The organism is Streptomyces sp. DH24 (assembly GCF_029813775.1).
Taxonomy (GTDB): Bacteria; Actinomycetota; Actinomycetes; order Streptomycetales; family Streptomycetaceae; genus Streptomyces.
Map to the genome: position 1 here is coordinate 172,705 of NZ_JARVKW010000003.1, position 24,648 is coordinate 197,352.

Annotated in this window: 26 protein-coding genes, 1 pseudogene and 1 riboswitch; of the genes and pseudogenes, 14 read left to right on the forward strand and 13 right to left on the reverse strand. The window is 73.0% G+C overall.

Annotation, left to right across the window (positions count from 1 at the left end; all coding sequences use genetic code 11):
- Positions 1 to 5: 5 nt before the first annotated feature.
- Together QC282_RS03330 and QC282_RS03335 are read right to left on the reverse strand one after the other, a co-directional pair.
- Entirely contained in the window at positions 6 to 365 is a 360-nt protein-coding gene (locus QC282_RS03330; protein WP_279547647.1) for a hypothetical protein, read from the reverse strand.
- Between the two features lie 10 nt (positions 366 to 375).
- Complete coding sequence (locus QC282_RS03335) at positions 376 to 1,131, reverse strand: LytTR family DNA-binding domain-containing protein (protein ID WP_279547648.1); 756 nt, start codon at positions 1,129 to 1,131, stop codon at positions 376 to 378.
- Between the two features lie 100 nt (positions 1,132 to 1,231).
- Between QC282_RS03335 and QC282_RS03340 the strand changes: the two genes are divergently transcribed.
- The 5 genes from QC282_RS03340 to QC282_RS03360 all read left to right on the forward strand — a co-directional run bounded on the left by QC282_RS03340 (position 1,232) and on the right by QC282_RS03360 (position 7,770).
- Complete coding sequence (locus tag QC282_RS03340) at positions 1,232 to 1,747, forward strand: Lrp/AsnC family transcriptional regulator (RefSeq protein WP_279547649.1); 516 nt, start codon at positions 1,232 to 1,234, stop codon at positions 1,745 to 1,747.
- A 124-nt stretch (positions 1,748 to 1,871) separates the two neighbouring features.
- Positions 1,872 to 2,702 (forward strand): dimethylargininase, encoded by an 831-nt coding sequence (gene ddaH, locus QC282_RS03345; protein WP_279547650.1) that lies wholly within the window; start codon positions 1,872 to 1,874, stop codon positions 2,700 to 2,702.
- Positions 2,699 to 3,922: an ornithine--oxo-acid transaminase gene (gene rocD / locus QC282_RS03350; RefSeq protein WP_279547651.1), complete on the forward strand. Its 1,224-nt coding sequence runs from the start codon at positions 2,699 to 2,701 to the stop codon at positions 3,920 to 3,922. Before ddaH ends, rocD begins: the two co-directional genes overlap by 4 nt.
- 345 nt (positions 3,923 to 4,267) lie before the next feature.
- Positions 4,268 to 6,730 (forward strand): SpoIIE family protein phosphatase, encoded by a 2,463-nt coding sequence (locus tag QC282_RS03355; protein WP_279547652.1) that lies wholly within the window; start codon positions 4,268 to 4,270, stop codon positions 6,728 to 6,730.
- Between the two features lie 302 nt (positions 6,731 to 7,032).
- The gene (locus tag QC282_RS03360; RefSeq protein ID WP_279547653.1) at positions 7,033 to 7,770 is read left to right on the forward strand and encodes a lysophospholipid acyltransferase family protein; all 738 of its coding nucleotides are present in this window, start codon (positions 7,033 to 7,035) and stop codon (positions 7,768 to 7,770) included.
- A gap of 73 nt (positions 7,771 to 7,843) precedes the next feature.
- On the opposite strand, the gene QC282_RS03365 is transcribed toward QC282_RS03360, so the two are convergent.
- From QC282_RS03365 to QC282_RS03400, 8 genes are all read right to left on the reverse strand, one after another.
- Entirely contained in the window at positions 7,844 to 9,448 is a 1,605-nt protein-coding gene (locus QC282_RS03365; protein ID WP_279547654.1) for an alpha/beta hydrolase, read from the reverse strand.
- A gap of 148 nt (positions 9,449 to 9,596) precedes the next feature.
- A complete protein-coding gene (locus tag QC282_RS03370; RefSeq protein WP_279547655.1) occupies positions 9,597 to 10,364 on the reverse strand; it encodes an urease accessory protein UreD in 768 nt (255 codons plus the stop codon).
- Positions 10,352 to 11,029: an urease accessory protein UreG gene (gene ureG, locus QC282_RS03375; RefSeq protein WP_279547656.1), complete on the reverse strand. Its 678-nt coding sequence runs from the start codon at positions 11,027 to 11,029 to the stop codon at positions 10,352 to 10,354. The genes QC282_RS03370 and ureG overlap by 13 nt, the downstream gene beginning before the upstream one ends.
- Before the next feature lie 135 nt (positions 11,030 to 11,164).
- The gene (locus QC282_RS03380; protein WP_279547657.1) at positions 11,165 to 11,839 is read right to left on the reverse strand and encodes an urease accessory protein UreF; all 675 of its coding nucleotides are present in this window, start codon (positions 11,837 to 11,839) and stop codon (positions 11,165 to 11,167) included.
- Positions 11,840 to 11,849: 10 nt separating this feature from the next.
- The gene (locus QC282_RS03385) at positions 11,850 to 13,571 is read right to left on the reverse strand and encodes an urease subunit alpha (RefSeq protein ID WP_279547658.1); all 1,722 of its coding nucleotides are present in this window, start codon (positions 13,569 to 13,571) and stop codon (positions 11,850 to 11,852) included.
- Positions 13,564 to 13,875, reverse strand: coding sequence for an urease subunit beta (locus QC282_RS03390; protein WP_279547659.1), 312 nt, complete (start codon positions 13,873 to 13,875; stop codon positions 13,564 to 13,566). The genes QC282_RS03385 and QC282_RS03390 overlap by 8 nt, the downstream gene beginning before the upstream one ends.
- Before the next feature lie 13 nt (positions 13,876 to 13,888).
- Entirely contained in the window at positions 13,889 to 14,191 is a 303-nt protein-coding gene (locus tag QC282_RS03395) for an urease subunit gamma (protein ID WP_058928538.1), read from the reverse strand.
- A gap of 165 nt (positions 14,192 to 14,356) precedes the next feature.
- Positions 14,357 to 14,680: a TetR family transcriptional regulator C-terminal domain-containing protein gene (locus QC282_RS03400; RefSeq protein ID WP_336621057.1), complete on the reverse strand. Its 324-nt coding sequence runs from the start codon at positions 14,678 to 14,680 to the stop codon at positions 14,357 to 14,359.
- Between QC282_RS03400 and QC282_RS03405 the strand changes: the two are divergent.
- Positions 14,657 to 15,613: pseudogene (locus QC282_RS03405) on the forward strand (ABC transporter permease); the annotation flags it as partial. The gene QC282_RS03400 and the pseudogene QC282_RS03405 overlap by 24 nt on opposite strands.
- 67 nt (positions 15,614 to 15,680) lie before the next feature.
- On the opposite strand, the gene QC282_RS03410 reads toward QC282_RS03405, so the two are convergent.
- Positions 15,681 to 15,959, reverse strand: a complete 279-nt coding sequence (locus QC282_RS03410; RefSeq protein ID WP_279547660.1) for a type II toxin-antitoxin system Phd/YefM family antitoxin — start codon at positions 15,957 to 15,959, stop codon at positions 15,681 to 15,683.
- Positions 15,960 to 16,056: 97 nt separating this feature from the next.
- Between QC282_RS03410 and QC282_RS03415 the strand changes: the two genes are divergently transcribed.
- The 3 genes from QC282_RS03415 (at position 16,057) to QC282_RS03425 (ending at position 18,027) form a co-directional block, all read left to right on the forward strand.
- The gene (locus tag QC282_RS03415; RefSeq protein WP_279547661.1) at positions 16,057 to 16,692 is read left to right on the forward strand and encodes an ATP-dependent Clp protease proteolytic subunit; all 636 of its coding nucleotides are present in this window, start codon (positions 16,057 to 16,059) and stop codon (positions 16,690 to 16,692) included.
- A 7-nt stretch (positions 16,693 to 16,699) separates the two neighbouring features.
- Positions 16,700 to 17,008, forward strand: a complete 309-nt coding sequence (locus QC282_RS03420; protein ID WP_279547662.1) for a hypothetical protein — start codon at positions 16,700 to 16,702, stop codon at positions 17,006 to 17,008.
- Between the two features lie 333 nt (positions 17,009 to 17,341).
- Positions 17,342 to 17,550: riboswitch (cyclic di-AMP (ydaO/yuaA leader) on the forward strand.
- Between the two features lie 3 nt (positions 17,551 to 17,553).
- The gene (locus QC282_RS03425) at positions 17,554 to 18,027 is read left to right on the forward strand and encodes a C40 family peptidase (protein WP_279547663.1); all 474 of its coding nucleotides are present in this window, start codon (positions 17,554 to 17,556) and stop codon (positions 18,025 to 18,027) included.
- A 63-nt stretch (positions 18,028 to 18,090) separates the two neighbouring features.
- Here QC282_RS03425 and QC282_RS03430 read toward each other — a convergent pair whose 3' ends face one another.
- Entirely contained in the window at positions 18,091 to 18,555 is a 465-nt protein-coding gene (locus QC282_RS03430) for an ATP-binding protein (RefSeq protein WP_279547664.1), read from the reverse strand.
- A 211-nt stretch (positions 18,556 to 18,766) separates the two neighbouring features.
- Here QC282_RS03430 and QC282_RS03435 point away from each other — a divergent pair, with 211 nt between their 5' ends.
- Positions 18,767 to 19,627, forward strand: a complete 861-nt coding sequence (locus tag QC282_RS03435; RefSeq protein ID WP_279547665.1) for a helix-turn-helix transcriptional regulator — start codon at positions 18,767 to 18,769, stop codon at positions 19,625 to 19,627.
- A gap of 10 nt (positions 19,628 to 19,637) precedes the next feature.
- Positions 19,638 to 19,862: a DUF397 domain-containing protein gene (locus QC282_RS03440; RefSeq protein ID WP_279547666.1), complete on the forward strand. Its 225-nt coding sequence runs from the start codon at positions 19,638 to 19,640 to the stop codon at positions 19,860 to 19,862.
- A 66-nt stretch (positions 19,863 to 19,928) separates the two neighbouring features.
- Here the strand turns inward: QC282_RS03440 and QC282_RS03445 are convergent, their stop codons facing one another.
- Positions 19,929 to 21,056 carry an 8-amino-7-oxononanoate synthase gene (locus QC282_RS03445; protein WP_279547667.1) on the reverse strand — a complete coding sequence of 376 codons (1,128 nt, stop codon included), beginning with the start codon at positions 21,054 to 21,056 and terminating at the stop codon, positions 19,929 to 19,931.
- Between the two features lie 191 nt (positions 21,057 to 21,247).
- Between QC282_RS03445 and bioB the strand changes: the two genes are divergently transcribed.
- From bioB to bioD, 3 genes are read left to right on the forward strand one after another with little or no spacing between them, the layout of a single operon-like run.
- A complete protein-coding gene (gene bioB, locus QC282_RS03450) occupies positions 21,248 to 22,444 on the forward strand; it encodes a biotin synthase BioB (protein ID WP_279547668.1) in 1,197 nt (398 codons plus the stop codon).
- Complete coding sequence (locus QC282_RS03455; RefSeq protein ID WP_279547669.1) at positions 22,437 to 23,717, forward strand: adenosylmethionine--8-amino-7-oxononanoate transaminase; 1,281 nt, start codon at positions 22,437 to 22,439, stop codon at positions 23,715 to 23,717. Before bioB ends, QC282_RS03455 begins: the two co-directional genes overlap by 8 nt.
- Before the next feature lies 1 nt (position 23,718).
- Complete coding sequence (gene bioD / locus QC282_RS03460) at positions 23,719 to 24,444, forward strand: dethiobiotin synthase (RefSeq protein ID WP_279547670.1); 726 nt, start codon at positions 23,719 to 23,721, stop codon at positions 24,442 to 24,444.
- Positions 24,445 to 24,648 lie beyond the last annotated feature (204 nt).

Sequence of the window (24,648 nt, forward strand, 5' to 3'; positions counted from 1 at the left end):
CGCGCTCAGCGGTCCTCGACCAGGCGGACGAGGTCGCGTTCGTTGCGTTCGGCGCGCCGGACGTACCAGCGGGCGAGCAGGACGAGGGGGGCGTAGAGGCCGAAGCCGAGGATCAGCCACTCCAGGCGGCGTTCGCCCGGGACCGCCGCGAACACCACCGGCAGCGGGCCGACGAGGAGGACGAGGACCGCGAAGACGCCGAGGGCGGCGCGCAGCTGGGTGCGCATCAGGGAGCGCACGTAGGTGTGGCCCAGGGTGGTCTGTTCGTCGATCTCGGTGCGCGGCCGGTAGTAGCCGGAGGTGCGGCGCACGCGCCGGGGCGGGCCGGTGACGACGACGCGGCGTTCGGTGGGGTCCTGGGGCACGGTGCTTGTCCTAGCTCGTGGTGCGGCGCATCAGCAGGTCCCGCAGTTCCCGCGCGTGCCGCCGGCTGACCTGGAGTTCCTCGGCGCCGACGATGACGCTGACGGTGCCCGCGTCGAGGCGGAGCTCGCCGATGTGGCGCAGGGCGACGAGGTGGCGGCGGTGGATGCGGACGAAGCCGCGCGAGCGCCAGCGTTCCTCCAGGGTGGACAGCGGGATGCGGACGAGGTGGCTGCCCTTGTCGGTGTAGAGGCGGGCGTAGTCGCCCTGGGCCTCGACGTGGGTGATCTCGTCGACGGGGACGAAGCGGGTGACGCCGCCGAGTTCGACGGGCATGTGGTCGGGGTCGGGTTCGTGGACGGGGATGCGGGGGGCGGCGCCGCGTCGTTCGGCGGCCCGGCGCACGGCCTCGGCGAGGCGTTCCTTGCGGACGGGTTTGAGCACGTAGTCGACGGCCTTGAGGTCGAAGGCCTGTACGGCGAAGTCCTCGTGCGCGGTGACGAACACGACGAGCGGCGGCTGGGCGAAGCCGCTCAGCAGCCGGGCCAGGTCGAGGCCGTCGAGGCCGGGCATCTGGATGTCGAGGAAGACGACATCGATCGCCTCGGGGCCGTCGGGCCCGGACTCCAGGGCGCGGTTGATGCGGCGCAGCGCCTCGGTCGCGTCGCCGGCGCCCTCCGCGCTGCCGATGCGCGGATCGGAGTTGAGCAGGTACAGCAGCTCCTCCAGCGAGGGGCGTTCGTCGTCGACAGCGAGGGCGCGCAGCATGAACGTGGAGTGTAGGTGTTATTGGTACGTCTGGACACGGTCCGGCATGGGCGTTTTCGCTGGATACGGCGTCCGGGACGGTGCTCGATACAGTGCGGCCATGAACAGTGGACCCACGCCGTTCGACGAGCTCGACCGGAAGATCATCACCGCTCTGATGGCGAACGCCAGGACGAGCTTCGCCGAGATCGGCGCGTCCGTCGGACTGTCCTCGACGGCGGTGAAGCGCCGGGTGGACCGGTTGCGCGACACGGGTGTGATCACCGGGTTTACGGCCACGGTGGAGCCGTCGGCGCTGGGCTGGCGCACGGAGGCGTACGTCGAGGTGTACTGCGAGGGTGCGGCGCCGCCGCGGCGGCTGGCGGAGGTGGTGCGCAACCATCCGGAGATCACCGCGGCGATGACGGTGACGGGGGGCGCGGACGCGCTGCTGCACGTGCGGGCGCGGGACGTGGAGCACTTCGAGGAGGTGCTGGAGCGGATCCGCGCGGAGCCGTTCATCCGCAAGACGATCAGTGTGATGGTGCTGTCCCACCTCATTCCGGAGAGCCCGGAGGCGGGTGCCAGCCACCCGGCACCGGGCGAGTCGTCAGGCCACGCAGGAACCGTGCGCTGAGCGCAGAAATTGCGCAGCAATGCTGCGCGAACGCGCAGCCTTCCTTTCTTGTCGCCCGTCGGCCCCACTTTCTAGCGTGGTGGCCACCCTCACTCGACACCCCAGGAAGCGGAGGAACCCCTCTGTGCCCGAAACCCGTGTGCCGCGCCGGCGGCGCTTCCTCGTCTGCGAACCCAGACACTTCGCCGTGCAGTACGCGATCAACCCCTGGATGCATCCCGACGCCCCCGTGGACGTGGGCCGGGCCCAGGCCCAGTGGCGGACGCTGACCGACGTCTACCGCGACCACGGACACACCGTCGAGACCGTGGCGCCCGTCCCCGGACTCCCCGACATGGTCTTCGCCGCGAACGCCGCGGTCGTCGTCGGCGGCCGTGTCTTCGGCTCCCTCTTCCACGCGCCCGAGCGCCGCCCCGAGTCCGTGCCCTACGAGGCGTGGTTCAAGGCGGCGGGCTTCGACGTCTACCACCCCGAGTCCGTCTGCGAGGGCGAGGGCGACCTCGTCCCGGCCGGCCGCTGGATCCTGGCCGGCACGGGCTTCCGCACCACGCGCGAGGCCCATCGCGAGGTGCAGGAGTTCTTCGGGGTCCCGGTGATCGGCCTGACGCTGGTGGACCCGTACTTCTACCACCTGGACACCGCGCTGTTCGTCCTCGACGAGGGCGGCGACGGGTCGGACGGCAACATCGCGTACTACCCGGAGGCGTTCTCCCCGGGCAGCCGCGAGGTGCTCGCCCGGCTCTACCCGGACGCGGTGATCGCCACCCGCGAGGACGCGATGGCGTTCGGCCTCAACTCCGTGTCCGACGGGCGTCACGTCTTCGTCTCACCGGGGGCGACCGCCCTCATCGCCGAGCTCGCCGAGCGCGGTTACGTTCCCGTCCCCGTCGACCTGTCCGAGTTCCAGAAGGCAGGCGGCGGCATCAAGTGCTGCACCCAGGAGATCCGCTCATGACCGCTCCCGTCCGTACGCGTTCGTCCGCCGACCTGATCCGGGCCGAGGAGCCGGTCCTGGCGAACAACTACCACCCGCTGCCCGTGGTGGTGGCCAGCGCCGAGGGCGCCTGGGTGGAGGACGTCGAGGGCCGCCGCTACCTCGACATGCTGGCCGGCTACTCGGCGCTCAACTTCGGCCACCGCCACCCGGCGCTGGTCGGGGCCGCGCACCGCCAGCTCGACCGGCTGACGCTCACCTCGCGGGCGTTCCACAACGACCAGCTGGCCGGGTTCGCCGAGCGGCTCACGGCGCTGACCGGCACGGACATGGTGCTGCCCATGAACACCGGCGCCGAGGCCGTGGAGAGCGGCATCAAGGTGGCCCGCAAGTGGGCCTACGAGGTGAAGGGCGTCCCGGCCGACCGGGCGACGATCGTGGTGGCGGCGGACAACTTCCACGGCCGGACGACGACGATCGTCAGCTTCTCCACGGACGAGACGGCGCGGGCGGGCTTCGGCCCGTTCACGCCGGGCTTCCGGATCGTGCCGTACAACGACCTGGCCGCTCTGGAGGCGGCGATCGACGAGACCACGGCGGCCGTGCTCATCGAGCCCATCCAGGGCGAGGCGGGCGTGCTGATCCCGGACGACGGCTATCTGGCCGGGGTGCGGGAGGTGACCCGCCGGGCGGGGTGCCTGTTCATCGCGGACGAGATCCAGTCGGGGCTCGGCCGCACCGGCCGCACGCTGGCCGTCGAGCACGAGTCGGTCGTCCCGGACGTCGTGCTGCTCGGCAAGGCGCTGGGCGGCGGGATCGTGCCGGTGTCGGCGGTGGCCGGGCGCCGGGACGTGCTCGGGGTGCTGCGGCCGGGCGAGCACGGCTCGACGTTCGGCGGCAATCCGCTGGCGGCGGCCGTGGGCACGGCGGTGGTGGAACTGCTGGAGACCGGGGAGTTCCAGCGCCGGGCGGACGAGCTGGGCGTGCTGCTGCGCGACGGCCTGTCCGACCTGACCGGCAAGGGCGTCGTCGGCTTCCGCGCCCGGGGCCTGTGGGCGGGCGTCGACGTCGACCCGGCCCTCGGCACGGGCCGCGAGGTCAGCGAAGCCCTGATGCGCGAGGGAATCCTGGTCAAGGACACCCACGGCTCCACGATCCGCCTGGCCCCGCCGCTGACCATCACGGCGGAGGAGCTGGAGGGAGCTCTGGCAACGCTGGGCAAGGTACTGGCCCGGGGCTGACGCCGACCCCCGCGGAGGCGGTCGGGCCGGTCCGCGAGGGCCGAGGGCCCGCCAGGTGCCCATGGGTCGAGCCCGGAGCGGTGAACGCCGCCGCGCCGGGCTCGGCCTGCCGCGGTTTCCGTGAGGGCCCGGACGGCCCTGTTGAGGGTGGGCTCGGGCCCGCCGTTCGCCCCGTCGTTCCCGGTGGGCCCGGCCCCGTGTTCCGGTGATCCCGTTCCTCGTCGGTGCGGCCGTCCGTCCGGGCATCTCCCCCGACCTGCCCTGTCCAGCCCGGCCCTCTGGGGAGGTATGGGTCAAGATGGGCACAGTGGTGGTAGACCACTCTCCGCGACAGAGAGGTCGGCCGTGAGCACCTACGAGGAGCGCGACGTGGCCCGGCAGCGGTTCGACGTGGCCGATGCCGCTCCCCTGATGCTCGACGCCCAGGGCGTGGTGACGAGCTGGACCAGGAACGCCGAGGCGCTGCTGGCGTACCCCGCGTCCGAGGCGGTCGGCACCGGCCTGGCCGGCCTGCTGGCGGAGCCCGACGCCCGGCGGGTGCCGGACCTCGTCGAGCACTGCCGCAGGGACGGCGGCTGGGCCGGCCTGCTGACCGCGCGCCGCAAGGACGGCCGCCCGGTGAGGATCATGGCCCGGATCAGCTCGGCCCTGGGCGGCGGCGGCCGCTCGCGCTGGCTGGTGCTGATGTCGGAGCTGGCGGACGCCCCCGGCTGGGACATGAGCCGGACGATGCTGGAGCAGATGGTCACCGGTTCCCCGGTGGGGATCGCCATCGTCGACACGGATCTGCGCTTCGTGTGGTCCAACGCCGCCCTGGAGCAGTTCGGCGGCGGCCCGGCCAACAGCCGTCTCGGGCTGCGGCTCGCCGACATCCAGCCCGGCCTGGACTCCGAGTCGATCGAGGCGCAGATGCGGCGTGTGCTGACCACCGGTGAGCCGCTGGTGGGCTACGAGCACATCGGCCGGGTCAGGTCCGCCCCGTACCGCGAGACCGCGCACATGATGTCGTTCATCCGTCTGGAGGACGACGAGGGCCACCCGATGGGCGTGTACTACACGGTCGTCGACGTCACCGAACGACACCGCGCCCGCCAGCGGCTCGCCCTCCTCGACCGTGCCGGCCGGCGCATCGGCCGCAGCCTGGACATCAACCGGACCGCGCAGGAACTGGCCGACGTGGCCGTGCCGGAGCTCGCCGACTTCGTGGCCGTGGATCTGCTGGAGTCGGTGCTGCGCGGCGCCGAACTCGCGTCGGTGCCGGTCGCGGGCCCCGACGCCGTGCGGCTGCGGCGCGCGGGGCTGCGGCAGTCGGCGAACAGCGACGGCCCGTGGGCGGGCATCGGGACCGGCGCGGTGGCGTCCTACCCCGCGGGATCACCGCCGGCGCGCTGCCTGACCACGGGACTGTCCTGGCGCGAGGAACGCGTCGACCCGCTCACCGGCGACTGGACCGCGAGCGCCCCGGACGGCAGGCGGGCCGCGTTGCTGGAGCTGGGCCCGCTCAGCGTGATGATCGTGCCGCTGAGCGCCCGCGGCACGACCCTCGGCATCACGACCTTCTTCCGGTGCCGCCGCCAGGAACCCTTCGACCGGGAGGACCTGCAACTGGCCGAGGACCTCGTCTCGCGCGCCGCCGTCTGCGTCGACAACGCCCGCCGCTACAGCCGTGAGCGGGACGCCGCCCTCGTCCTGCAGCGCAGCCTGCTCCCGCACCGGCTGCCCGACCAGGACGCCGTCGAGGTCTCCGCCTACTACCGCCCGGCGGACGAGCTGACCGGCCTCGGCGGCGACTGGTACGACCTGGTCCCGCTGTCCGGCGCGCGCGTCGCCCTCGTCGTGGGCGAGGTGCCCGGGCACGGCATCGGCGCCGCCGCCGCGATGGGCCGGCTGCGGACCGCCGTGCGGACGCTCGCCGCGCTGGACCTGCCGCCCGAGGAGGTCCTCGCCCACCTGGACGACCTGGTGGCCCGGTCGGCGCACGAGGAGGGCATCGAGGTGTACTCCGCGGGCGGTGACAGCACCGCGGGCATCGGTTCCGGGTGTGTGTACGTCGTCTACGACCCGGTCGACGGACGGTGCGCGATGGCCGCCGCCGGACATCCCCCGCCGGTGCTCGTCGCGCCCGACGGCACGGTCACGCTGGTCGAGCTGCCGCAGGGGCCGCCGCTCGGCGCGGGCGGCCCGCCGTTCGAGTCGGTCGAGGTGGCCATCGAGGCGGGCAGCGCTCTCATCCTCTACACCGACGGGCTGCTGGCCCGCGGGGGCGCCTGGGCGGTCGACGCCGACCGGGCCCGGCTGCGCGAGGCCGTGGAGCGGTCGGACATCCCGCTCGAACTGTGCTGTCGGTCCCTGGTCGACGCGCTGGTGCCGACCCGCCCGCACGACGACGTGGCGCTGATGATGGCCCGCACCCGGCGGCTGGGCGACGGCCAGGTCGCGGCGTGGGAGCTGCCCGCGGACCCGGCGGTCGTGGCCGACGCCCGCCGCAGGGCCGCCCGGCAGCTCGCCCAATGGGACCTGGAGGAGCTGGTGTTCACGACGGAACTGGTCGTGAGCGAACTGGTCACCAACGCGATCCGGTACTCCGCGGGCCCCATCCGGCTGCGGCTGATCCGCGAACGCGCCCTGGTCTGCGAGGTCTTCGACGGCGGCGCCACCGCGCCCCATCTGCGGCACCCGCGCACCACCGACGAGGGCGGGCGCGGGCTGCTGCTGGTCTCGCAGGTCACCCAGCGCTGGGGCACCCGGTTCGTGCCCGACGGGAAGATCATCTGGGCGGAGCAGCCGCTGACGGACCCGCTGTCCTGACGCCGTGCCGAGTCACGCGGTCGGCCGGGCCCGGCCGGGTGCCTGCGCACGGGCCACGTTCAGCCGGTCCACGGCCCTGTCCGGCCCCGCCCGCGCACCGGCTTCGTCCATGGCGGCGGAAACGGAGATCCGCATCCGGGCGAGCCCTCTCAGATCGGCCCGAACGCGGCACGCGCGCGGCGGGCCGTTGCGCGGACCGGTTCCGGGCGACCGTGCCCGCGCCTAGACTGACCCACCAGGTTGTGCCGGTTGACCAGCCAGAACGCGGCGGTTGAGCCGATCGCCAAGTGAGGAGCGACCCCTTGTTCTACTACCTGCTCAAGTACGTGCTGCTGGGCCCGCTGCTGCGCCTGGTCTTCCGGCCGCGTATCGAGGGCCTGGAGAACGTGCCGGCGTCGGGGCCGGCGATCGTCGCGGGCAACCACCTGTCGTTCTCGGACCACTTCCTGATGCCGGCGATCCTCAAGCGGCGCATCACCTTCCTGGCCAAGGCCGAGTACTTCACCGGTCCCGGGATCAAGGGCAGGCTGACGGCAGCGTTCTTCCGCAGCGCGGGGCAGATTCCGGTGGACCGGTCGGGCAAGGACGCGGGGCAGGCCGCCATCCGCGAGGGCCTCGGGGTGCTGGGCAAGGACGAGTTGCTGGGCATCTACCCCGAGGGCACGCGCTCGCACGACGGCCGGCTCTACAAGGGCAAGGTGGGTGTCGCCGTGATGGCGCTGAAGGCCCGGGTGCCGGTGATTCCGTGCGCGATGATCGGCACGTTCGAGGCGCAGCCGCCCGGCAAGGTGGTGCCGCGCATCCACCCGGTGGTCATCCGCTTCGGCAAACCCCTGGACTTCTCCCGCTACGAGGGCATGGAGAGCGAGAAGGCCATCCTGCGCGCCGTCACCGACGAGATCATGTACGCCATCCTGTCGCTGTCCGAGCAGGAGTACGTCGACGAGTACGCGGCCGTCGTGAAGGAGCAGGAGGCCGCCGCGGAGAAGGCCGCGCAGGCCGAGAAGGGACGCAGGTTCCCGCGCATGCCGCTGAAGTGACCGCGACGGGCAGGGCAAAGGGGCGGCGGGGTGTGGTTCTCCCCGCCGCCCCTTCCCGTGCCGAAGGCGTCGGCTACGGCTTGGGCGTGGCGTGCGGCGCGCAGGTCACGTCGGCGCCGTCCACCTTGCCGGTGAGCAGATAGGTGTCCACCCGCTCGTTGACGCAGGGGTTGGTCAGGCTGGTGACGCCGTGGGAGCCCGCGTCCTTCTCGGTGATGAGGCGGGAGCCCTTGAAGCGCTTGTGCAGTTCGACGGCGCCCCCGTACGGGGTGGCGGCGTCGCGTTCGGCCTGCACGATGAGGACCGGCGGAAGTCCCTTGCCGGTCTTCACGTCCAGCGGGGTCTGCTGCCTGACCGGCCAGGTGGCGCACGGCAGGTTCATCCAGGCGTTGGCCCACGTCATGAACGGGTGGTCCTCGTGCAGCCGCGTGTTGTCACGGTCCCACCGCTGCCAGCTGGTGGGCCACTTGGCGTCGGCGCACTCGACGGCCGTGTAGACGGCGTTGCCGTTCTCCGCGGAGGCGTTGCCCGCGGTGTCGGACATGTCGGGGGCGGCGGCGTCGACGAGCGCCTGGGTGTCTCCGGCGACGTACTTGCTGAAGACGGTGGCGACCGGCACCCACGAGGAGTCGTAGTACGGGGCGCTCTGGAAGAAGGAGATGAGCTCGGCCGGGCCGACGACCCCGCCGATGGGGTTCTTCTTCGCGGTGGCCCGCAGTGCGAGCCACTTCTCCTGGACCTCGGCTCGGGTGTCGCCGAGGTGGAAGGCGGCGTCGTTGGCGGCGACCCAGTCCTGCCAGTCCTTCCAGCGGCCCTCGAACGCGACGTCCTGGTCGAGGTTGGCCTGGTACCAGATCTTCTCGCGGGACGGGTTGACGACGCTGTCGACGACCATGCGGCGCACGTGGCCCGGGAACAGGGTGCCGTAGACGGCGCCCAGGTAGGTGCCGTAGGAGACGCCCAGGAAGTTGAGCTTCTGCTCGCCGAGCGCGGCGCGGATGACGTCGAGGTCGCGCGCGGTGTTCGGCGTGGTCATGTGCGGCAGCATCTCGCCGCTGCGCTCGTAGCAGCCCTCGGCGTACTCGCGGGCCAGCTTGCGCTGGGCGAGCTTGTCGGCCTCGCTGTCGGGCACCGGGTCGGCCTTGGGCGCCTTGACGAACTCCTGCGGGTCGACGCAGGAGATGGGCGCCGACTTGCCGACGCCGCGCGGGTCGAAGCCGACGAAGTCGTAGGCCTTCGCCGTGTTGGCCCACACCGGGCTCTTGGTGGTGACCCGGCGCGGGAAGCGCAGGCCGGAGCCGCCGGGGCCGCCCGGGTTGTAGATGAGCGCGCCCTGGCGCTCCGCCTTGGTGCCGGTGTTGCCGATGCGGTCGACGGCGAGCTTGATCTGCTTGCCGTTCGGCTTGGCGTAGTCGAGCGGGACGGTGACCCAGCCGCACTGGATGGGCTTCTCCAGGCCCCAGTCGGCGGGGCAGTCCTGCCAGTCGATGCCGGTCTGCGCCGCGCGTGCCGCCGCGAGGGCGGCGCCGCGGGCCTCGCGGTCCTGGCCGTGGCCGGCGCCGGCCGGGCTCGCGCTCGCCGTGGGCGCCGTGACGGCGCCGGCCAGCAGTGTGGCGGTCACGAGCACACCGGCCGAACCGAGGGCGGTCGTCCGCCGGTTCAGTCTTCTCTTCCTCAAGTGGGTCCTCCCCGTACATTCTTTCGGTCAGTACGGGGGATCCTCGCGGTTGCGCGATCTCCGGGAACAGAGGTGGCGGGAGTTCTTTGCCAACCCGATAAACGGATCGAAAGGTCCGGTTGCCGGAAATCCCGAAGGTGAAGGCCCGTCAGTCCAGGGAATCCAGGGCCTCGTCCAGCAGCCGGCGCAGCAGCAGCGCGTCGGGCGCCACGGCCGTCACCAGCGCGGCGGGCCCGGCGAGCGGCACCACGGCGGCGCCCTCCCCGAGCACCCGGGCCGTGACCGGCCGCTCCGCGAACTCGGGCCGGGCCACGAGGAGTTGTCCGACGGCCCGGTGCCCGGCGAGCACGGCGGGACCGTCCCAGCCGCCCGGCGCGCCGGGTCCGCAGGCGAGTTCCTGGTCGAGCACGCACGTCCCGGCCACCCGGAGAACAAGACGGCTGCTGAGCCGTCCGGGTTCCTCCCGGGCCCGCCCCAGTACCTGTTCCTCGCGCAGCACCAGCCGGGCCGTCGCGGCCAGGTCGACACGGGTGGTGACGACGAGGTCACTGCCCTGCGCGGAAATCAGCGGCTCGGGCAGCCAGTGCAGTTCCCCCCGGTCGCCTACGGTGAGCCGGACGTCGTAGCGCGCCTCGCCCTTGGCCTGTCCCGGCAGCGCGATGGTGGCGGCGGCCGATCCCACCCGCAGCCGGGCCCGCTCGCCCACCTCGGCCCGCACGGCGAAGCGGTCACCGCCGAGCGGCCCGCTCATGGCGCCGACCAGCACGACCCGTGCCTCGTCGGCGTGCCCGCGAGTCCGCCGCGGCGCGAGGGGCCCGTCGCCCTCCAGCACCGGCAGGCAGGTGCCGCCCCGGCCGTCGTCCCGGGCGGCGATCCGTGCGACGGCACGCACCCCGGTCACGGTCACGCCCGCCACGCGGCGAGCCGTTCCCGGACCCAGGCGGCGACGTCCCGCACGCCCGTCCCGCCGCGCAGCGACTGGAAGACGACGGGCAGTCCGGCCCGCTGCGCCTTGGCGTCGGCGGCCATCCGCGCGAGGTCGGAGCCGACGTACGGCGCGAGGTCGGTCTTGTTGACGACGAGCAGGTCGGCGGTCGTCACGCCGGGCCCGCCCTTGCGCGGGATGTCGTCCCCGCCGGCGACGTCGATCACGAAGATCTGGGCGTCCACGAGCCCTTTGGAGAACGTCGCGGTGAGGTTGTCCCCGCCGGACTCCACGAGGATCAGGTCCAGCGGCCCGGCCTCGTCCTCCAGGTCCTCCACGGCTTCGAGGTTGGCGGAGATGTCGTCGCGGATGGCGGTGTGGGGGCAGGCGCCGGTCTCCACGGCGGTGATCCGCTCGGGCGGCAGCACGGCCTCGCGCAGCAGAAACTCGGCGTCCTCGCGCGTGTAGATGTCGTTGGTGACGACGGCGAGCGACAGTTCGTCCCGCAGCGCCCGGCACAACGCGGCGACGGTGGCGGTCTTCCCGGACCCGACGGGCCCTCCGAGGCCGACGCGGAGGGCACGCCGCGTCCCGTCGGGCCGACGGGCGTCGGCGCTCAGGGCGGCGGGGGCGTGGTGGGTGTGGTCGAGATGCATGAGTGACAACTCCATCCTTTTCAGCCCGTCCGGCACCGGCGGACCGGGCCGTCAGGCCGAAGGGGGCCGGGGGCAAGGGCCCCGGGGTCGGGTACGGGAAGGGGCGGCGGGGGCGACGTGGCGGGCGAGAAAGTCCTAGGACGCGAACAGCCTCACGGCCCACCCCGCATGGATCTCGGCCCCGATCTCCAGCAACGGGGCGGAAGCCGAGGGCAACGCGTCGACCCCCGCCGAGGCCGCTTCCCGGGCCGCCCGCACCGCCCGGTCGGCGACGAGATCCATCTCCGGCGCGAGCCGCGCCAGCACCCCCGTCGCGTCGAAGGGGTCAAGACTCAGCAGCCACACCGTCGCGGCGGCCGGCCCGCTCACACTCTCGTACGCCGCGCAGTACGCCGCGTCGACGGCCTCCAGCCCGGCCGCCCGCGCGGCGAGCCCGAGCACCACCGGCTGGTGCGCCCCCTTCGGGAACTCCCGCGCGAGGGCGTCGAGTTCGGCGGACGGCCAGGTCGCGCGAGCGGCCCGCGCGAGCTGCCGCCCGAGCCGGCGCGCGGCCCCCCGCCGCGCGGGCGCCGGCGTCCGTGCGGCCGCGGCCGCGTCCAGCGCCCCGGGGTCACCGCCGAGCGCCGCCGCGGCGGCCCGCGAGGCCGACACCAGCCCGGCCGTGTGCAGCCGCCCCCGGCAGAAGTCCGCCAGGCTCGCGGCCCCGGTCACCCGGCCGGCCTCGACGGCCGCCTCGGCGCCGCCCGAGTGCGCGTGCCCTCCGGCGGGGAAACGGCCGTCGGCCAGGACGAGAAGTGCTGCGCGTGACATGGGACCGCCGTCAGAAGAGGAAGTAGCGCTGGGCCATGGGCAGTTCGGCGGCCGGTGTCGCCTCGACGAGTTCCCCGTCGATGTGCACGGCGAAGCTGTCGGGGTCGACGCGCACGTCGGGCCGGGCGTCGTTCTCCCGCATGTCCGCCTTGGTGACCCGGCGCGTCGACTCGATGGCGACGAACCGCTTGCCGAGCCCGAGCCGTTCCGGAAGCCCGTCCTCGATCGCGAGCGGGGCGACGAAGTTGACCGAGTTGGCCGCCGGGGACCGCCCGATCGCCCCGTACATCGGCCGGGGCAGGATCGGCTGCGGCGTCGGGATGGACGCGTTGGCGTCGCCCATCTGCGCGTACGCGATCTGCCCGCCCTTGATGACGAGGTGCGGCTTGACGCCGAAGAACGCCGGTTCCCACAGCACGAGGTCGGCGAGCTTGCCGCTCTCGACGGAACCGATCTCGCGGGCGAGGCCCTGCGCGAGGGCCGGGTTGATCGTGTACTTGGCGACGTAGCGGCGTACGCGGTGGTTGTCCGCCCGGCCGTCGCCCGGCAGCGCGCCGCGCCGCCGCTTCATCACGTGGGCCGTCTGCCAGGTCCGCAGGACGACCTCGCCGACCCGGCCCATGGCCTGGGAGTCGGAGGAGATGATCGAGATGGCGCCGAGGTCGTGCAGGATGTCCTCGGCTCCGATGGTGGACGGCCGGATCCGGGACTCGGCGAAGGCCAGGTCCTCCGGGACGGCCGGGTTGAGGTGGTGGCACACCATCAGCATGTCGAGGTGTTCCTCGGCGGTGTTGACGGTGAACGGCCGCGTCGGGTTCGTGGAACTCGGCAGCACGTGCGGCTCGGAGACCACGGTCATGATGTCGGGGGCGTGCCCGCCGCCCGCGCCCTCCGTGTGGTAGGCGTGGATGCCGCGCCCGGCGATCGCGGCGAGCGTGTCGCCCACGAACCCGGCCTCGTTGAGGGTGTCCGTGTGGATGGCCACCTGGATGCCGGTCCGCTCGGCGACGGTGAGCGAGGCGTCGATGACGGCCGGGGTGGAGCCCCAGTCCTCGTGCAGCTTCAGGCCGAGCGCGCCGCCCCGGATCTGCGACAGCATCGCCTCGTGGGAGACGGTGTTGCCCTTGCCGAGGAGGCCGATGTTGAGCGGGTGGGCCTCCATCGCCTCCAGCATCCGCGCCAGGTGCCAGGGTCCGGGCGTGACGGTGGTGGCCTTCGAGCCCTCGGCCGGTCCGGTGCCGCCGCCGACGAGGGTGGTGATCCCCGCGGACAGCGCCTCGTCGGCGATCTGCGGGCAGATGAAGTGGACGTGCGCGTCGATGGCTCCGGCGGTCAGGATCCGCCCGTTCCCGGCGATGATCTCGGTCTCGGGGCCGATGACCAGGTCGGGGTGGACGCCGTCCATGGTGTCGGGGTTGCCGGCCTTGCCGATGCCGGTGATCCGGCCGTCGCGGATGCCGATGTCGGCCTTGACGACGCCCCAGTGGTCGATGACGACGGCGCCCGTGACGACGGTGTCCGGGGTGCCCTCCGCGCGCGTGGCACGGGACTGCCCCATGGACTCGCGGATGACCTTGCCGCCGCCGAACACCGCCTCGTCCCCGGCGAGTCCGGGCCCGCCGCAGCGGTCCTCCTCGATCTCGATCAGCAGGTCGGTGTCGGCGAGCCGGATGCGGTCGCCGGTGGTCGGGCCGAACAGGTCGGCGTAGGCGGCGCGGGAGATCTCACGCATCGAGGGCACCTCCGGTCTGGCCGCGCAGGCCGGGCACGACGCGGGCGCCGGTGAGCGGGACGAGGGCGACGTCGACGGGGATGCCGGGCTCGAAGCGCACGGCGGTGCCGGCGGGGATGTCGAGCCGCTTGCCGCGTGCGGCGGCGCGGTCGAAGTCCAGGCCGGGGTTGGCCTCGGCGAAGTGGTAGTGGGAGCCGACCTGGACGGGCCGGTCGGCGGCGTTCAGGACGGTCAGCCGGGTGACCTCACGGCCGGTGTTGCAGGCGATCGGCCCGTCGGCGAACAGGATCTCTCCTGGGATCATGTGCGGCCTCCCGTCAGACGATCGGGTCGTGGACGGTGACGAGCTTGGTGCCGTCCGGGAAGGTCGCCTCGACCTGGACGTCGTGGATCATCTCGGGGATGCCCTCCATGACGTCGTCCCGCGTGAGCAACCGGCGCCCGGACGCCATGAGTTCGGCGACCGTACGTCCGTCGCGGGCGCCTTCGAGGATGTGCGAGGTGATGAGGGCGACCGCCTCCGGGTGATTGAGTCTGAGCCCGCGGGCCCGGCGCTTCTCGGCGACGTCGGCCGCGACGTGGATCAGCAGCCTCTCTTGCTCGTGCGGGGTCAGTTGCACGTCCCACCTCACAGTCCTCGCTCCGGACCGTGCGGGGCCCGGGTGCCGCGGCCACCGCGCAAAGTGCCTGGTGGCGTGGAGGGGCAGGCTAGTTGGACGGCGTTTCGGGCACGTTAACCGAGCTGTGGTCCGTTCGGGCCGCCGGGTCCGGCCGGCGGTGGCTCATCAGGCCGCGCAGCCGTTCCGCAGCACCTCCACCGGCGTGGCGCCGAACAGCGACTGCTGGGCGAGGAACCCCTGGACGACGGCGACCATGGTGCGCGCCACGTCCTGCGCGGGCACGTCCGCCGCCATCGCCCCGGCCTCCTGGTGGCCCTCGACGCTCCGGGTCCACGCGTCGCGCACGGCGCCGTAGCCCTCTCGAAGGGCGGCGGCCGGCTCGGGGTTGCGCAGGGTCTCCGCCCAGACCTGGAGGATCAGGCGCGGAAAGGCGGGCTCCCCGTCCACGGTGAGCGAGGCGCGGGCCTGCAGACGCGGCCGAGCGCACACGCACGCCCCTTCGTCGCGGCCGTCGTCCTCGTGCCGCTGCTCGCGGCACTGGCCCCGTGGGCCTTCGCCTGGCCCACCGCCCGCACCGCACCGCGCGAGGCTGCCCGTCGGGGTGGCGGGACCGGCCGCCGCCGCGGAGCAGGTGGCGCAAGGGCTCACTCGAAAGGAGGGCGCGTTGGAGATTCACCGGTGTCCGGACGAGGCCGCCGCCCGGGGTGCGGTCGAGGACCGGGAGGTGTACGGCGCGATCGTCGTCGCCGACCGGGGCCCCAGGCTGCTGATGGCGTCGGCGGCGGGACCGGTCGTGGCGCGACTGCTCCAGCAGGCGGTGACCGAACGGGCCGCGGCGCAGGGGGTGCGGGCGCGGCCGGTGGACGTGGTGCCGGCGCCTGGGCAGGACCCGCGCGGGGCGGCCCTCGGCGCGAGCGTGCTGCCGTCGGCGCTGGCCGGGATCGCGGCGGGCTCGGTGGTGACCCTGCTGGGGCTGCGCGGTCTGCGGGCGGTGGCCGCGCAGGCCGGTTCCGCGGCGCTCGTCGGCGCGGCCGGGGCGGGCATCGCGCACAGCTGGCTCGGGGTTCTCGCGGGCGACTGGTGGGCGGAGGCAGGTGCGCTCGGTCTGTCGACGCCGGCGGTGAGCGGGGCGGTGGCCGGGCTCGGGGCGCTCGCCGGACCGGCCGGGGCCGGGGTCACGGCGGCGGTGGTGATGCTGTTCGGCAACCCGTTCTCGGGGGCGTCCTCGGCGCCGGAGACGCTGCCCGCGCCGGCCGGGGCGATCGGCCAGTGGCTGCCGCCCGGGGCGGGGACGACGCCGCTGCGCCCGGTGTCCTCCTTCGACGGCGCGCGGCGACGAAACCGGCCCTGACGCTGACCTGGTGGGCCGCGCTCGGCCTGGGCGCGGTACTGCTGGGCGGCGCGCTCAAGGCCCGGACGAGGAGCCACGCGGGCGGGCACGGGTCAGGCTGCGTGCGTCCGGCCGCCGGTGCCGGTCGGAGGCACGCGGTCAGGAGGCGCCGGGTCCCCGGTGTTCCGCCGCGATGCCGAAGCGCTGGGGCCCGCGGGGAGCGGACGCGACCTCGCGGACGGCGGAGACGGCGCTGATCACCTGGTCCTCGGCGGGCTCCCGGAGTTCTTCGAGTCGTTCGAGGTCGGCGGCGGAGACGAGGGCGACGAGTGGCTTTCCGTGCCGCGTGACGACGACACGCTCACCGCCGTACACGACGCGGTTGATCAGGTCGGCGAGCTCAGCCCTGGCTTGCGTCACCGGAATCTCGTAGGCCATGACCCCATCATAACGTCACGTACGTCCTGTACATTTTTTACAGAAGCGACGGAGTCGGCTCCGTCGCGGACGGCGCTGTCGCCAGGAGGGGTGTGCCATGAACCGACCATCCGCCCGCTACGTCCTGCCCGAGTTCACCGAGCGCACGAGCGCGGGGACCCGCACGCTCGATCCGTACGCGAAGCTGCTGGAGGAGCGGATCGTCTTCCTCGGGACGCAGATCGACGACACGTCGGCGAACGACGTGTTGGCGCAGGTCATGTACCTGGAGCACCGCGACCCGGACCGGGACGTCTCGCTCTACATCAACTCCCCCGGCGGCTCGTTCAGCGCGATGTCGGCGATCTACGACACCCTGCGGTTCGTCACCTGCGACGTGGAGACGATCTGCCTGGGCCAGGCCGGTTCGGCCGCGTCGGTGCTGCTGGCCGCCGGCACTCCCGGCAAGCGGTACGTGCTGCCGGGCGCCCGCATGGTGCTCCGTCAGCCCGCGCTGCCCGAACCGGTGGAAGGCCAGGCGAGCGACATCGCCGTCCAGGCGGACGAGCTGACGCGCGTCCGGGCCCGCATGGAGGAGATGCTCGCGCGGCACACGGGCCGCACCCCCGAACAGGTGCGGCAGGACATCGAGCGGGAGAAGATCCTGGACGCGCGGCAGGCACTGGAGTACGGCCTGGCGGACCGGATCGTCCCGAACCGCAGGGCCACGCAGTCCGCTCCCGGCGCGAGGTGAGCCGCCGGTGCTGCCGCCCGAACTGCCTCCCCTGCCCGCCCTGACGCGCGTCGAGGCCGAGTTGATCGACCGTTACCTCGACGTCGTGGACCTGCTGGGCCGCATCAACCCCGCGCAGGACGGCGACACCTATCGCGGGCTGCGTGCCGCGCAGGCACTGGTCGGCAAGGCCGTCGCCCTGCGCGACGCGCTGACGCTGATGCACCAGCGGGGCGAGGCCGAACTGCACGCCGCCACGCTGGCCCGGGCGCTGCGGGTCCTGGACGGCGAGCGGCGCACGGCCCGCGTCACGCTGCCTCCGGAGCCGGACAGTTGACGCTCCCCCAGAAGTCCGGACCGCCGTCAGGACGGCGCGTCCGGACCGGAGTCGAAACGGTCCGAACGACGTACCCCCTGTCGGAGTAGGGACACCTCCCTTTTCACGCCCTCCGGAGTTGCGCAACGTGCCGGGCGCCAGGGCGGAATGGGGCCTTCCGTCGCTGGTCCGGGGCCCCTTGGCGGTGTCGACAGGCGCTCGAACACAGGGCTGTCCACCCGAACGGGTGATTGGCGAGTAACAACACAAATACCTCGTTCCGTTGGGATATTCGGCCATCCATCAGTCAAGATCCCTGACTGACGACAAGCCCCCGCCGCCGCGGCGGGGCGATCGGGGCGGACGCCGAGTCCTGCCGCCGCCCGGATGTCAGGTCGACAGGAGTGGATCGGCAGGAGTGGAGGACCCGAGCACGACGGGTCGCCGGACCGGCGCGACAGCCGTTCCGAGCAGCCCTTGGGGTGAAGCCGCAGCCGCGGCCGGGCAACTTCGCCAGCCCGAATCCGACAGGTCATCCTTCACAGGCGGCTGACGAAGGGTTGCGCATGTCCGCGCTCAATCGTGTCCCGTCCCTCATGGCCCGGGCCGGTACCGCCTCGGCCCTCACCCTCGCCGCCGTGGGCGGCTCCATCGTGATCCCGGGCGCCGGCTCCGAGGCGGTCGCCGCCACACCGGCCAGGACAGCGCTCCTGGTCGCGGCCTCCAAGAAGGGCGCCCCCTACAGCTGGGGCGCCACGGGGCCCCGCAGATTCGACTGCTCAGGACTGACCCAGTACTCGTACAGGAAGGCCGGCAAGAAGCTGCCGCGCACGGCGGCCCAGCAGTACAACCGGACCCGGCACATCTCCGCCGGCAGCCGCAGGGCCGGGGACCTGGTGTTCTTCCACTCGGGCGGCTACGTGTACCACGTCGGCATCTACGCCGGGAAGAACAAGATGTGGCACGCCCCGAAGACCGGTGAAGTGGTGAAGCTCCAGAAGATCTGGACGCGGAGCGTCACGTACGGGCGAGTGCGCTGACCTCGGCGAGTGCGCTGACCTCGCGGGGGCGACGCGCCTGACAGGCCGCCGCCCCCGAGGCCTTTACGGCTCCTGCTGCCCCGCCGCCGTCACCGCCTCGGCCGGGGCCTTGCCGCTCCACGGCAACTCGATGAGGACCGTCTTGCCGCCCTCGCGCGTGGGCCGTACGCGCAGCCTGCCGCCGCACTCCGCGGTCAGCCACCGGATGATCACCATGCCGCGTCCGTTGTCCTGCTGGACGGCGGCGGGCAACCGCTTCGGGAAGCGCGGGTGACTGTCGGTCACCCCGACACGCAGGCGTTCGTCGCGGTGCAGTGCGACGTCCACCGTGAAGGTGGGTGACTGGCCGAAGGTGTGCTGTACCGCGTTGGTGGCGAGCTCGGAGACGATGAGCCGGACGGTCTCGGACACCTCCGCCTCCGCCGACAAGCCCCATTCCGCCAGCGTGTCCACCACAAAGGAGCGGGACGCGGACACCGAGGCGGGTTCGCTCGGCAGAGTGACGGATGCTTCCAAATGGTCTGCCATGGCGATGTCGCCCCTTTCTCACGGGACCGAGTCCGACACGGAGCGGATGGTTGGAGTACGGTCCCGGACTGGTGCTTCATCGCCAGACTGCCATCACCACACCGGCGAGGACGGCGATCCACCAAGATCTGCATATATCTGTCGCTCGAAGCGGTGAACTCTGCGACGCGAGAACGTATTTGGGCGGCTCGGAAGGAGTAAGGAGAAGCCCATGCAGCACGGTCCCGCGGTACGCCGCCGCAAACTGGGCGCCGAACTGCGCGCGCTGCGCACTTCGGCGGGCCTCACCAGTGGGGAGGCGGCCGGGCTGGTGGGCTGGCACCAGTCGAAGGTGAGCCGGATCGAGACCGGCACGAGCGGGGCGAAACCGGCCGACGTGAGACTGCTCCTGGACGCCTACGGAGTGGCGGACGACCAGCTGCGGGAGCTGCTGCTCGTCCTGGCGGGCTCGCACGACGGCGCCGGACGGAACCACTGGTGGCACGCCTATCGCGGGGAACTCCCGCCCACGTACCGGGACTTCATCAGCCTGGAGTCGCAGGCGAGCGCGATGCGCACGCTGGAGACCACCGTGGTGCCGGGGCTGCTGCAGACCCCGGAGTACGCCAGGGCGGTGACCGCCGCGGCGGTCGAAGGGCTGTCCGAGGAACGGCTGGACGCGCTGGTCGAGGTGCGGCTGGCCCGGCAGGACGTGCTGCACGCGGACCCCCCGCTGGTGCTGAGCGCCGTACTGGACGAGGCCGTGCTGCGCCGGGAAGTGGGCGGGCCCGGGGTCATGTCGCGGCAGTTGGAGAAGCTGACGGCGGCGGCGGATCTGCCGCACGTGCGACTGCAAGTACTGCCGTTTGCGGCCGGAGCCCACATCGGCGTCACGGGATCTTTCGTTATTTTCTCATTTGCGCGCACGTCCGATCTCGACGTGGTTGTTCTCGACCACTTGACGAGTAGCCTTCATCTCGAACGGAAAGAAGACCTGGAGGCCTACACAGAGGCCTTCAACTCTCTCGCAAGTCATGCTCTTTCACCCGAGGAATCATTGGAATTCATCGCCGGTATGACCGGCGGTACGTAAAGGAGGCACCATGTCCGCACTGCCTCGGAACGTCCCTTCAAGCAACGCTCTGCACAACGTGCGCTGGCTGCGCAGCAGTTACAGCACGGGAGCGAACAACTGCGTCGAAACGGCCCGTCCGCGCTCCGGTCCCGGGACCGGGCTGCTGGCCGTCCGCGACTCCAAGGCCCCGGCCGGACCCGCGCTGCTCTTCTCCCCCGAGAGCTGGGCGGCGTTCACGGTCGCGTTCCGGTGAGCCGCGGGACACCCCGGCACGACTGACCGGGTCGCCCCGGACGACGCACGGCCGTGCAACGCCGACTCATGGCCGCGTTTCGCCGATGACCCGTACAGCGTGTTCGAGCTGCTCCCCGGAGAGGTCCGCGCGGGCGGTCAGCCTGAGCCGTGAGATGCCGTCGGGCACGGAAGGAGGACGGAAACAGCCCACGGCCAGGCCCGCCGCGCGGCAGTGCGCCGCCCATCGCACGGCCCCCTCCGGGGACGGCGCGCGCACGGAGACGACCGCGGCGTCCGGACGTACCGCTTCCAGACCCGCGGCCGTCAGCCGGGCGTGCAGGTCCGCCGCGACCTCGCGGGCCCGCGCGGCCCGCTCCGGCTCGCGGCGCAACAGCCGCAGGGCCGCCAGGGCCGCGCCCGCCGCCGCGGGCGCGAGGCCGGTGTCGAAGATGAACGTCCGGGCCGCGTTGACCAGATGGTCGATCACCCGGGCGGGACCGAGGACCGCGCCGCCCTGGCTGCCCAGCGACTTGGACAGCGTGACCGTCACGACGACGTCGTCGGCGCCCGCGAGCCCCGCCGCCCGAGCGGCGCCGCTCCCGCCGGCACCGAGGACGCCCAGTCCGTGGGCGTCGTCGGCGACCAGGCCCGCCCCGTGCTCCCGGCCCGCCGCGGCGAGCGCGGCCAGCGGGGCGGCGTCGCCGTCCACCGAGAACACCGTGTCGGACACGACGACGGCGGGCCCCTCGTGCGTGCCGAGCGCCTTGCGGACCGCCTCGGGATCGGCGTGTCCGACCACCTGGGTCGTGCCGCGCGCCAGCCGGCAGCCGTCGATGAGCGAGGCGTGGTTGCCCGCGTCGGAGACGATCAGCGAACCGTGCGGCGCCAGCGCGGTCACCGCGGCCAGGTTCGCGGCGTATCCCGAGGAGAAGACGAGCGCCGCCTCGAAGCCGCAGAAATCGGCCAGTTCGCGTTCGAGTTCGGCGTGCAGTTCGGTGCTGCCGGTGACGAGCCGGGAGCCGGTCGCCCCGCCGCCCCAGGTCCGCGCGGCCCGCGCCGCGCCCTCGGTGACCTCGGGGTGCCGGGCCAGGCCCAGGTAGTCGTTGCTCGCCAGGTCCAGCAGCGGCGACTCGGCGGGCCGGGGACGCAGGGTCCGTACGAGTCCGGCGCGCCGGCGCTGTTCCGCCCGCTCGTCGATCCAGCCGAACCCCATGGCCCCTCCGGTGCTGTGGTGGACAGTGCCTTCGCGGTCCTCCCCGCGCGGCACCGCCCTTTGTAGGCAGTGCACAGACACTAGCCGGACGACCAGCCACCCACGGTGTGGCAATCCACACACGCCGAACGGGGAGGGTTGTACGAACTCTCCTTGGCCCGGAACGCTTCCGTACGTAAGGATCGTCTCTCATGGACCTGCTGAACACGCTGGTGGACAAGGGGCTTCGGCGCGAGCTGCCGACCCGCGAGGAGGCCCTGGCCGTTCTCGCCACGACCGACGACGACCTGCTGGATGTGGTGGCCGCGGCCGGAAAGGTACGCCGGCACTGGTTCGGCCGACGAGTGAAACTCAACTATCTCGTCAACCTCAAGTCCGGTCTGTGCCCGGAGGACTGCTCCTACTGTTCGCAGCGACTCGGCTCGAAGGCCGACATCCTGAAGTACACCTGGCTCAAGCCCGACGAGGCCTCGCAGGCCGCGGCGGCCGGGGTGGCCGGCGGTGCCAAGCGGGTCTGCCTGGTGGCCAGCGGCCGGGGTCCGACGGACCGTGACGTGGACCGGGTCTCCGAGACCATCAAGACGATCAAGGAGCAGAACGAGGGCGTCGAGGTGTGCGCCTGCCTCGGTCTGCTCTCCGACGGACAGGCGGACCGGCTGCGCGACGCGGGCGCCGACGCCTACAACCACAACCTCAACACCTCCGAGTCCACCTACGGCGAGATCACCAGCACGCACACCTACGCCGACCGGGTCGACACCGTGCGGAAGGCGCACGCGGCCGGGCTGTCCGCCTGCTCCGGCCTCATCGCGGGCATGGGCGAGAGCGACGAGGACCTCGTCGACGTGGTGTTCTCGCTGCGCGACCTGGACCCGGACTCGGTGCCGGTCAACTTCCTCATCCCGTTCGAGGGCACGCCGCTCGCCAAGGAGTGGAACCTCACCCCGCAGCGCTGCCTCAGGATCCTGGCGATGGTGCGGTTCGTGTGCCCGGACGTCGAGGTGCGCATCGCGGGCGGGCGCGAGGTCCATCTGCGGTCGATGCAGCCGCTCGCGCTGCACCTGGCCAACTCGATCTTCCTCGGCGACTACCTGACCAGCGAGGGCCAGGCCGGCAAGGCCGACCTCGACATGATCGCGGACGCCGGGTTCGAGGTGGAGGGCGCCGGCGAGGTGACGCTGCCGCGGCACCGCGCGGGCGGCTGCCACGAGGGCGGCGAGGCCGACGCGGCCGGATGCCACGACAGCGGCGCGGGCGGCTGCCACGAGGGCGGCGGTGTCTGCGGTTCCGCCCCCGCGCCCGCCGCCGCCACGGCCGAGGAGCCCCGTACCGATCTCGTCGCCGTGCGCCGCCGGGGCGCCGGGACCGACCTCGCGCCCAATGCCTGACCTGGACGTGCCCGAGCTGCTCGACCTCGACCGGCGGCACGTGTGGCACCCGTACGGCCCGATGCCCGGGCGGCAGGAGCCGCTCGTGGTGGAGTCGGCCAGCGGGGTGCGGCTGCGTCTCGCCGACGGCTCCGGGGAACTGGTCGACGGCATGTCGTCGTGGTGGTCGGCCATTCACGGCTACAACCACCCGGTGCTGAACGAGGCCGCGCGCGAGCAGCTGGGGCGGATGAGTCATGTGATGTTCGGCGGGCTCACCCACGAGCCCGCCGTACGGCTCGCGAAGCTCCTTGTCGACATGTCGCCCGACGGTCTGGAGCATGTGTTCCTGGCCGACTCCGGGTCGGTGTCGGTCGAGGTCGCGGTCAAGATGTGCCTGCAGTACTGGCGTTCGCTGGGCCGCCCCGCCAAGCGGCGGCTGCTGACCTGGCGCGGCGGCTACCACGGGGACACCTGGCAGCCGATGTCGGTCTGCGACCCCGAGGGCGGCATGCACGACCTGTGGTCCGGGGTCCTGCCCCGCCAGGTGTTCGCCGGTCCCCCGCCCGCCGGGTACGAGGAGTCGTACGCGGACGAGCTGCGGTCGCTGATCGAGCGGCACGCCGACGAGCTGGCCGCGGTGATCGTGGAGCCGGTGGTGCAGGGCGCGGGCGGGATGCGGTTCCACTCCCCCGCGTATCTGCGGGTGCTGCGCGAGGCGTGCGACGCGCACGACGTACTGCTGGTCTTCGACGAGATCGCGACCGGGTTCGGCCGCACGGGCGCGCTGTTCGCGGCGGAGCACGCCGCGGTGACGCCGGACGTGATGTGCGTCGGCAAGGCGCTGACCGGCGGCTATCTGACCATGGCGGCGACGCTGTGCACGTCGCGGGTGGCCGACGGGATCTCGCGCGGCGAGGTTCCGGTGCTCGCCCACGGTCCCACCTTCATGGGCAATCCCCTCGCCGCCGCCGTGGCCTGCGCCTCGGTCGAGCTGCTGCTCGGGCAGGACTGGCGGGCCGAGGTGAAGCGGATCGAGGCAGGGCTGCGCGAAGGGCTGGCCCCGGCGGCGGAACTACCGGGCGTCAAGGACGTGCGGGTCCTCGGCGCGATCGGCGTCGTCCAGCTGGACCACGCCGTCGACATGCGGGCGGCCACGGAGGCGGCGGTGCGCGAGGGCGTGTGGTTGCGGCCGTTCCGCGACCTGGTGTACACGATGCCCCCGTATGTCACGGGCGACGCGGACGTGGCACGAATCGCCCGCGCGGTGTGCGCGGCGGCACGGGAGGGATGAGATGCCGGTACTGGTGATCACGGGGACGGGCACGGAGGTCGGCAAGACGGTCGCGACGGCCGCCGTCGCGGCGGCGGCGCTCGCGGCGGGCCGGTCGGTGGCCGTGCTCAAGGCCGCGCAGACGGGCGTACGGGAGGACGAGCGCGGGGACGCCGCGGAGGTGGCGCGGCTCGCGGGCGACGTCACGACGGCCGAAGTCGCGCGCTACCCCGATCCGTTGGCGCCGGCGACGGCGGCGCGGCGGGCCGGGCGGGCGCCCGTGCATCCGCGGGACGTCGCCGAGGCCGCGGCCAAGCTGGCCACCGAGCACGAGCTGGTGCTGGTGGAGGGGGCGGGCGGGCTGCTGGTGCGGTTCGACGCGGCGGGCGGGACGCTCGCGGACGTGGCGCGGCTGTTGTCGGCGCCGGTCCTGGTCGTGGCCGGCGCCGGGCTCGGCACGCTGAACACGACGGAGCTGACGGCGCGTGAGCTGCGGGCGCGTCAGCTGGAGCTGCTGGGTGTGGTGATCGGCAGCTGGCCGGCCGCTCCGGACCTCGCGTGCCGCTGCAACCTCGCGGACCTCCCGGATACGGCGGGCGCGCCCCTGCTGGGCGCCCTGCCGGAGAACGCGGCGGCCCTCTCCCCGGCGACGTTCCGGGCCACGGCCCCGGACTGGCTGGCGCCCCGGCTGTACGGGACGTGGGACGCGGAGGCGTTCCGGGTACGGGAGGCCCCGGGGAGGACGTGACGCGGGTGGCGCTCGGGGGGTGCGGAGGCGGAAGCGGCGGCTTCGCTGTTCGGACGCCTGGAGCGCCACCGACGCGGGGGCGGCCCGAGGCGCCACCGACCGTGCAAGGGTCGGTGCCCGTAGCGCCGGCGGCGTTGGGGCGCCGGAAGCAGCCCGTCGGCGTTGCGGGCCGGAAGCAGCCCGTCGGCGTGGGGCACCGAAAGC